This window comes from Flavobacterium sp. (genome assembly GCF_044373165.1).
Taxonomy (GTDB): domain Bacteria; phylum Bacteroidota; class Bacteroidia; order Flavobacteriales; family Flavobacteriaceae; genus Flavobacterium.
The window spans coordinates 1-7,756 of record NZ_JBILQL010000098.1; the positions used below are offsets into that span (position 1 = coordinate 1).

Genomic DNA, 7,756 nt, shown 5'->3' on the forward strand with positions numbered 1-7,756 from the left:
GAACAGGTTTTAAATGTATTATAAAAAGCTCTAAGCTCTAAGCTGACAGCTAACAGCTAACAACAATGAACAAAGGAAAATTATTAGTTTTCTCAGCGCCATCCGGTTCGGGAAAAACCACCATAGTTAGGCATTTATTAGCGCAACCCGAATTGAATTTAGAGTTCTCTATTTCCGCTGCAACCCGAGAGCCGCGTGGCGAGGAAGAACATGGTAAAGATTACTATTTCATGTCGATTGCCGATTTCAAGAAACACATCAAAGCCGAAGATTTTATCGAATGGGAAGAAGTGTATCGCGATAATTTTTACGGAACATTGAAAAGCGAAGTAGAACGTATTTGGGCCAAAGGGAAAAACGTGATTTTCGACATCGACGTAGCCGGCGGATTGCGCATCAAACATAAATTTCCCGAAGAAACGCTTGCAGTTTTTGTGAAGCCACCCAGTGTAGACGAACTCAAACGCCGTTTAAAAGAACGTTCCACAGAAAGCGATGAAAAAATTAATATGCGCATCGCCAAAGCACACGTAGAATTAGCCACTGCACCGCAATTTGACACCGTTATAAAGAATTATGATTTGGATGTCGCCAAAGCGGAAGCGTACGAGTTGGTGAAAGAATTTATAAAAAAATAACCCGCTTTTGGTTTTCAGTGAGCAGTTTTTAGCTGTTAGCTGTTAGCTGTTAGCTTATAGCTAAAAAATGAAGATCGGTCTATATTTCGGCACCTTTAATCCTATTCACGTAGGGCATTTGATTATTGCGAATCATTTGGCCGAGCATTCTGATTTGGAGCAAATCTGGATGGTTGTAACGCCACACAATCCGTTGAAGCAAAAGAATACTTTGTTGGATGACTATCAACGTTTGCATTTGGTGCGATTGGCTACTGAAGAGTATCCGAAAATTAAACCTTCCGACATCGAATTTAAATTACCGCAACCCAATTACACGGTCAATACTTTAGCCCATTTGATGGAAAAATATCCGCAACACGAGTTTGCTTTGATCATGGGAGAAGACAATTTGAAATCCTTCCACAAATGGAAAAATTACGAGTACATTCTCCAAAACCACGACATTTATATTTACCCCAGAATTTCGGAAGAACCCGAAAATTTGGAACTTAAAAACCATCCGCGAATCCATAAAATCGATGCTCCTATCGTAGAAATTTCATCTACGTTTATTCGTGAAAACATCAAAAGCAAAAAGAATATCCGACCATTGTTGCCTCACAACGTTTGGGAGTATGTGGATCACAATAATTTTTACCGAAAATAACTTAACATACTTTTACCACTTGTTTGTTTGACCCTTTGTACCTTTGTGCTTCTAAATCAAACGATCATGTTAAACTTCGAATTATACAATCCTACCCAATACGTTTTTGGCAAAGGGCAAACACAAAAACTATCCACTTTAGTCCCAAAGGAAGCCAAAATTTTACTCGCTTATGGCGGCGGCAGTATCTTTAAAAATGGGGTTTACGATCAAGTTAAAGCAGCTTTAACCGGTTTCGAAATCATAGAATTTGGAGGTATTGAACCCAATCCAAGATTTGAAACCTTGATGAAAGCGGTAGACATAATCCGTGAGCAAAAAATCACTTTCATTTTAGCCGTTGGCGGCGGAAGTGTAATTGACGGCGTAAAATTCATTTCGGGCGCGGTTCATTATGAAGGCAATCCGATCGAGATTTTAAAAAACAAGGTGTTGTTTACTGATGTGACTAAAGTCATTCCTTTTGGAACAGTACTGACCTTACCGGCTACAGGGAGTGAAATGAATTCGGGAGCTGTAGTTACCATTGAAGCTACTCAGGAAAAATTGGTTTTGGGAGGAAGTGCTTTGTTTCCGAAATTCTCTATTTGCGACCCAACAGTCATTACATCATTGCCTAAAAGACAAATTCAAAACGGTGTAGTTGATGCTTTTACCCACGTGTTGGAACAGTATTTAACTTATCCTCACGATGCATTATTGCAAGACAGAATTGCAGAAAGTATCCTGCAAACGTTGGTTGAAATAGGGCCGAATGTGGTAGATAATCCTTCCGACTATAAATTGGCTTCCAATTATATGTGGTGTGCTACTATGGCCTTGAACGGTTTAATCCAAAAAGGCGTTCCGAGTGATTGGGCAACACATATGATTGGTCACGAATTAACCGCCTTGTATGAAATAGATCACGCCAGAACCTTGGCGATTATCGGACCTAATTTATACCGTGTTTTGTTTGATACCAAAAAAGAAAAACTGGCGCAATACGGTAAAAGAGTTTGGAATCTCTCATCTCCATCGGTAGAAGCAACTGCTGAAGAAGCCATTGAAAAAACAGTTGCGTTTTTCCATACCATGGGAATGAAAACCAAGCTTTCGGAAAACACGACCAACTATGAAAATACAGCCGACTTTATTGTCAATCGTTTTGAAGAAAGAGGCTGGAAAGCTTTAGGAGAAAGACAAAATGTTACCTTGGAAAAAGTCAAAGCTATAGTTGAAATGAGCTATTAATAAAAAAGCCTTCCTGAACACGGAAGGCTTTTAACATCTTAAACAGTATTATAATTAATTTAATCAAATTTCAATTAATTGGAACAGTTTGATTGACAAACATCAAAGTACATTCCCCAATTTTCCGAATTGAATCGCTCTCCGGTTGACCAAGCGTTCTCTATTTGAACAATTTCACCAACACTATCAGTACGGTATACTTCTGCATAAGCCGAAATGACAAAGCATTTTTTTAAACTTGATTTAGAAATTGTATAGATTGCCGTTTCAGCACCTTGAGGATGTGTCTCATTGATTGGAAAATATTCAAAATTAGGATTGCCCAATCGAGTCGAAGGAACTAATCTTAAATCGCCCACAAACAAGTGTGTTTTTTTTAAATACCAATTGGCACTGGTTTGATATTCTACATAAAGATTGGTTGCGTCAAAGTACACCTTAATATCACCGGCATCAATATCTTGTCCGGCTAAAAGTTCTGTATTTGCACAAGGAGTGTAATCGTTTATTGGAGCGGCTAGATTGGCTACCAACATTTGTCGGTTCGCAATAGTAGACTCAGAAACATTTTCTGTTTCACAAGAGGTTAACGTAAGGGTGAATGCACCCATAAGTAAAAAGCATAATTTTGATTTCATGTTTTTGTAGATTTAGGACTGCTAAAATAGAAACACATTCTGTTAAACGTATAATAAAGTCGACGAAACACACAAAATGACCATAAACATAGATAAAATATTACAAAATTAATTTTTATATTTCGTTTATTCATTAAGCTGTAGACGAGAAGAGGTAGATAGTACCTATAAACAAAGTGTCTGAAAAATGTCAGACACTTTGTTTATTCAAAGTAAAGGACTAGTTTCCGAAGTAATAGTCTTCTATGTCAAAGCAATCAGATTGGCAAGCACTAAAAAACATTCCCCAACTTCTTGGTGTAAATCGTTCTCCTGATGCCCACGCGGTTTCTGTTTGTACAATTTGATTGTTTTCAACCCTATACACTTCAGCATGTGCCGCTACACAAAAGCATTCAGGTAAATTAGACTTAGCAAACGAATAAACTACCGATTGAGTGCCGTTTGGATAAGCATTGCTAAACGGAAACTGTCCCGGAATTGGGCTTCCGTTTCTGGTCACGGGAATTTCTCCACAATTGCCTATAAATAGATGTGTCTTTTTGATGAACCAATTACCGGTTGTTCTGTATTCTACATAAACATTGTTTAAATCTACATAAACCCTGACATCTCCGGCAACATGATGCTGACCGGCCATTAAATTGGTAGTTACGCAAGAGTCTAGTCCTTCTAACACGGTGTTAGAGACCACAGCGTTGGAAGACGATTGTGAAATCCTTTGCGCATCGGGAGTTTCTTCTTTTTCACAAGATAGTATGCCTAGAGAAAGCAAAGCCATACAGCAGTAAAATAATTTTGTTTTCATAGTAGATAAATTTGGGATGACTAATGTATGTTGCATTCTTTAAAAAGCCTAAAAAAAACGATGAAATACAATAAAAAGCAAAATAAATAAGAAAAACAATAAAAAATTAACCAATAGCATACTTTACTTTCCTGAAAACAATATCTTATGATTTTAGGAATGCTCCGAAGAATTCATTTTTAATTGAGTATTTTTGAACAGTAAAAACAATAAATTCTCATGAATAACTCACCAAAATTTGCCGTGATCGGCGGCGGAAGTTGGGCTACTGCCATCGCCAAAATGCTTTGTGTAAACCTTGATGAAATTGCTTGGTACATGCGAAGCCAATCGGCCATAGACCATTTAAAATCAGAAAGACACAATCCAAATTACTTAAGTTCTGTGGAGTTTGACATTAAAAAATTAAGACTCACCAACGATATAAATGAAGCGATTACCTACGCGGATTATTTAATTTTTGCGATTCCTTCGGCATTCCTTAGTAAAGAATTGGAAAAACTTACGGTTGATTTGAAAGGGAAAGTTATTTTTTCGGCCATTAAAGGCATTGTGCCGGAAACGTTCTTGATTGTTGGGGAGCATTTCCATAAAAATTTTGACATTCCTTATGACAACATAGGCGTTATTACAGGTCCGTGTCATGCGGAAGAAGTGGCTTTAGAACGCTTGTCCTATTTGACCATTGCGTGTGCAGACGCCAAAAAAGCTAAGATTGTAGCTAATAATTTGAGTTGTCATTTTATCAAAACAAAAATCTCCGATGATATCATTGGAACCGAATATGCCGCGATGTTAAAAAACATTTATGCTATTGCTGCCGGAATTGCCCACGGTTTAGGTTATGGCGATAATTTCCAATCGGTGATCATGAGCAATGCCATACGCGAGATGAAAAAGTTCATTCGCAAAGTGCACAAAATGAAACGCAACATCAATAACTCGGCTTATTTAGGCGATTTATTGGTAACGGGCTATTCGGTATTTTCCAGAAACCGTATGTTTGGAAACATGATTGGCAAGGGTTACACAGTACAAGCAGCACAACACGAGATGAGTATGGTGGCTGAAGGGTATTATGCGGTTAAAAGTGCTTACAAGCTCAATCAGGAATACAAAGCCAAAACACCAATCATAGATGCGGTTTACGAGGTTTTATACGAAGGCAAAGAAGCCAAAAAAGTATTTAAGAAACTAACCGAAAAACTAGACTAAAATGAGTGAACGTTGGAAATATCAAATAAAAACAGGCGGACTTTGGGGTGTATTTATGGTTGTTTTTATGACCTTGTTTGAAATCAGCGAAAAACCTTTAGCTCAGCAACTGCGGTCCGGAGAGTTCTACTTCAGAGCTATTGTTTACATAGTTTTAGGGATTTTTATTTTGGGCTATTTCAATTGGAAAGCCAAAATCAAAAGAGAAAATAACCAGTAAATTATCTCACGATAACACCGTTCACAAACAAAATAGGCACTTCTTCTGTAGCGCGTTCGTTGATCATGTTTTTACGGAAAGTGAATTTCTTATCGTATAAGGTATTCCCAATAAAATAGGTAACCATAAACTCGTTGTTGAGTTCTAACACGCTTTTTTCTACCATTTCGATTTTTACAGCAGAAACCGATGGCACTTGCATAAAGGCGTGGCGCAAGAGCGACGTTTTTTTCATTTCCCCGGCAATGGTACCAAAAGCCTTAGAAACGACCATTACAGAGTCTAAATCGAAGTCGGAATCATTAATCAAATACACATACCAAACCTTTTCCATAAAGTCGTCGCTCCATTCTTGAACGGCGGCCAGGAATACGTTTTCTACTTTTGGGATGGTGATGTCTTTTTTCAAGTCTAAATTTTTAGGAGCTAATCCCGCTATTCGTTGCAATCTTTTTAGGATTGAATTTCCCTTTCGCTGCGCTACAGGGCAATCCTAAAAAGGATTTCCACTACTATCGGGGCTAGGGTTTTGTTATATACTCGACTTAAACTGCTCCAAGAAACGAACGTCATTTTCGTAGAACATTCTAATATCGCCAATTTGGTATAACAACATAGCAATACGCTCGATTCCCATACCGAAGGCAAACCCATTGTATTCTTCGGGATTGATGCCGCAGTTTTTTAGAACGTTAGGATCGACCATTCCGCAACCCATAATTTCCAGCCAACCGGTTCCTTTGGTAATACGGTAATCAGTTTCGGTTTTTAAACCCCAATAAATATCCACTTCAGCGCTTGGCTCAGTAAATGGGAAATAACTCGGTCTCAATCGGATTTTCGACTTGCCGAACATTTCTTTGGTGAAATATAAAAGCGTTTGCTTTAAGTCGGCAAACGAAACGTCTTTGTCTATATATAATCCTTCTACCTGGTGGAAAATACAGTGCGAACGCGAAGAAACCGCTTCGTTTCTGAAAACTCTTCCCGGAGAAATGGTTCGGATGGGCGGTTTGTTGTTTTCCATATAACGCACTTGTACCGAGGAAGTGTGTGTTCTTAACAACACATCGGGATTGGTTTGGATGAAAAACGTGTCTTGCATATCGCGCGCCGGATGGTATTCCGGTAAGTTCAAGGCGGTGAAGTTGTGCCAGTCGTCTTCAATTTCCGGACCTTCGGAAACGTTGAATCCAATGGTAGAAAAAATATCGATGATTTGGTTTTTTACAATGGATATTGGGTGACGCGAACCAATGGTAATTGGTTCAGCTGGACGTGTTAAATCGCCGTAAAACCCTTTCACTTCTTCTTTGCTTTCCAATTCTTCCTGTATGGCTTTTACTTTTTCTTCAGCCACAGTTTTCAGGGTATTGATAACTTGTCCGAAGTCTTTTTTCTGGTCGTTCGGGATATTTTTGAATTCGGTGAAAAGCTCTTTCAACAAGCCTTTGCTGCCCAAATATTTGATACGGAAATTTTCTAAAGCTTCTTTGTTTTTGGTATTGAAGGCTTTAGCTTCTTCGATATGTTCTTTAATCTTGTCTATCATCGGTCAATTATAAAGGTGCAAATTTAAGATTTTTTAGTGATTAGTAATTAGTGATTAGTGATTAGTTTAGGAATTGTTATTTGCTAGTTACTAATCACTAGTTACTAATTACTCAATTACTTCCTTTTCAAGAAAGTAATTGACAATGGCTTCTTTCATCAAAACCGATTGTTCTCCGGCTTTTAACGGCGGTAATGCTTCTTTAACTTTGTAATGCGGCCAACCGTCTTTGTCGAAATAGTCAAATTCGTAGTAACCATAAGGTTCCAATAATCTGCAGATGGCAATGTGCATTAGGTTGAGTTTTTCGTCTTTTTTGAAAGTTTGGTGCACTTTTCCGAGTTCTTGCACACCGATTAAATAGATAATGGCGTCTAAGTCGAGCAAATCTCCTTCGGCAAATTGATTGGAAAGAATGGTCACGACTTTGTCCCAGCGTTGTTTTAATTGTTCGTCTCTTGACATTTGAAATTACGAATTACGAATTACGAATTACGAATTAGAAACGTAAAGCGGAATCCGGATAAGGTTGCAAAGATAGTCAGCTTAAAGCTAAAAGCTGTGTGCTAAAAGCTAATTCTTGATTTCTTTTAACGCGCTTTCTTCTATCCAACCGGTGGTTTCGTCGGTGAGTTCGACTTTTTTCCAATTCGCTATGCTTTCCAGCACGAAAACTTTAGTGCCTTCATGCAAAACGGTGGCATCCGGGCTGTTCACTTTAGGTTCGTTTTTTAAAGCGGTAGATTCCGCAAAGACAATGGCCGGCTTTTCGTTTTCCATTCGGCTTTTCTCATAAAATCCGG

At 38.3% G+C, this 7,756-nt stretch carries 11 protein-coding genes; 5 read left to right on the forward strand and 6 right to left on the reverse strand.

The annotated features are described in order from the left end of the window. Positions 1 to 65: 65 nt before the first annotated feature. The 3 genes from gmk (at position 66) to ACIQ32_RS10695 (ending at position 2,520) form a co-directional block, all read left to right on the forward strand. Positions 66 to 638 carry a guanylate kinase gene (gmk, locus tag ACIQ32_RS10685; RefSeq protein WP_396195679.1) on the forward strand — a complete coding sequence of 191 codons (573 nt, stop codon included), beginning with the start codon at positions 66 to 68 and terminating at the stop codon, positions 636 to 638. A 67-nt stretch (positions 639 to 705) separates the two neighbouring features. Then, positions 706 to 1,287 (forward strand): nicotinate (nicotinamide) nucleotide adenylyltransferase, encoded by a 582-nt coding sequence (nadD, locus tag ACIQ32_RS10690; protein ID WP_396195680.1) that lies wholly within the window; start codon positions 706 to 708, stop codon positions 1,285 to 1,287. A 66-nt stretch (positions 1,288 to 1,353) separates the two neighbouring features. Next, complete coding sequence (locus ACIQ32_RS10695; protein ID WP_396195681.1) at positions 1,354 to 2,520, forward strand: iron-containing alcohol dehydrogenase; 1,167 nt, start codon at positions 1,354 to 1,356, stop codon at positions 2,518 to 2,520. A gap of 74 nt (positions 2,521 to 2,594) precedes the next feature. Here ACIQ32_RS10695 and ACIQ32_RS10700 read toward each other — a convergent pair whose 3' ends face one another. Continuing rightward, entirely contained in the window at positions 2,595 to 3,158 is a 564-nt protein-coding gene (locus tag ACIQ32_RS10700) for a hypothetical protein (RefSeq protein WP_396195682.1), read from the reverse strand. Positions 3,159 to 3,378: 220 nt separating this feature from the next. Further along, positions 3,379 to 3,966 (reverse strand): hypothetical protein, encoded by a 588-nt coding sequence (locus tag ACIQ32_RS10705; RefSeq protein ID WP_396195683.1) that lies wholly within the window; start codon positions 3,964 to 3,966, stop codon positions 3,379 to 3,381. A 219-nt stretch (positions 3,967 to 4,185) separates the two neighbouring features. Between ACIQ32_RS10705 and ACIQ32_RS10710 the strand changes: the two genes are divergently transcribed. Then, positions 4,186 to 5,181, forward strand: a complete 996-nt coding sequence (locus tag ACIQ32_RS10710; protein WP_396195684.1) for an NAD(P)H-dependent glycerol-3-phosphate dehydrogenase — start codon at positions 4,186 to 4,188, stop codon at positions 5,179 to 5,181. A gap of 1 nt (position 5,182) precedes the next feature. Beyond that, the gene (locus ACIQ32_RS10715) at positions 5,183 to 5,401 is read left to right on the forward strand and encodes a hypothetical protein (protein WP_396195685.1); all 219 of its coding nucleotides are present in this window, start codon (positions 5,183 to 5,185) and stop codon (positions 5,399 to 5,401) included. 1 nt (position 5,402) lies between these two features. Here the strand turns inward: ACIQ32_RS10715 and ACIQ32_RS10720 are convergent, their stop codons facing one another. From ACIQ32_RS10720 to ACIQ32_RS10735, 4 genes are all read right to left on the reverse strand, one after another. After that, positions 5,403 to 5,810 carry a hypothetical protein gene (locus tag ACIQ32_RS10720; protein WP_396195688.1) on the reverse strand — a complete coding sequence of 136 codons (408 nt, stop codon included), beginning with the start codon at positions 5,808 to 5,810 and terminating at the stop codon, positions 5,403 to 5,405. A 123-nt stretch (positions 5,811 to 5,933) separates the two neighbouring features. Beyond that, positions 5,934 to 6,953: a phenylalanine--tRNA ligase subunit alpha gene (locus tag ACIQ32_RS10725; protein ID WP_294773503.1), complete on the reverse strand. Its 1,020-nt coding sequence runs from the start codon at positions 6,951 to 6,953 to the stop codon at positions 5,934 to 5,936. 108 nt (positions 6,954 to 7,061) lie between these two features. Then, positions 7,062 to 7,418, reverse strand: a complete 357-nt coding sequence (locus tag ACIQ32_RS10730; RefSeq protein WP_396195686.1) for a hypothetical protein — start codon at positions 7,416 to 7,418, stop codon at positions 7,062 to 7,064. A 108-nt stretch (positions 7,419 to 7,526) separates the two neighbouring features. Then, on the reverse strand, positions 7,527 to 7,756 hold a 230-nt coding region (locus ACIQ32_RS10735; protein WP_396195687.1), incomplete at its 5' end, for an SH3 domain-containing protein.

Coding starts and splice junctions, on each gene's coding strand:
- gmk (WP_396195679.1), top strand. CDS start 66: ATGAACAAAGGAAAATTATTAGTTTTCTCAGCGCCATCCGGTTCGGGA.
- nadD (WP_396195680.1), top strand. CDS start 706: ATGAAGATCGGTCTATATTTCGGCACCTTTAATCCTATTCACGTAGGG.
- ACIQ32_RS10695 (WP_396195681.1), top strand. CDS start 1,354: ATGTTAAACTTCGAATTATACAATCCTACCCAATACGTTTTTGGCAAA.
- ACIQ32_RS10700 (WP_396195682.1), bottom strand. CDS start 3,158: ATGAAATCAAAATTATGCTTTTTACTTATGGGTGCATTCACCCTTACG.
- ACIQ32_RS10705 (WP_396195683.1), bottom strand. CDS start 3,966: ATGAAAACAAAATTATTTTACTGCTGTATGGCTTTGCTTTCTCTAGGC.
- ACIQ32_RS10710 (WP_396195684.1), top strand. CDS start 4,186: ATGAATAACTCACCAAAATTTGCCGTGATCGGCGGCGGAAGTTGGGCT.
- ACIQ32_RS10715 (WP_396195685.1), top strand. CDS start 5,183: ATGAGTGAACGTTGGAAATATCAAATAAAAACAGGCGGACTTTGGGGT.
- ACIQ32_RS10725 (WP_294773503.1), bottom strand. CDS start 6,953: ATGATAGACAAGATTAAAGAACATATCGAAGAAGCTAAAGCCTTCAAT.
- ACIQ32_RS10730 (WP_396195686.1), bottom strand. CDS start 7,418: ATGTCAAGAGACGAACAATTAAAACAACGCTGGGACAAAGTCGTGACC.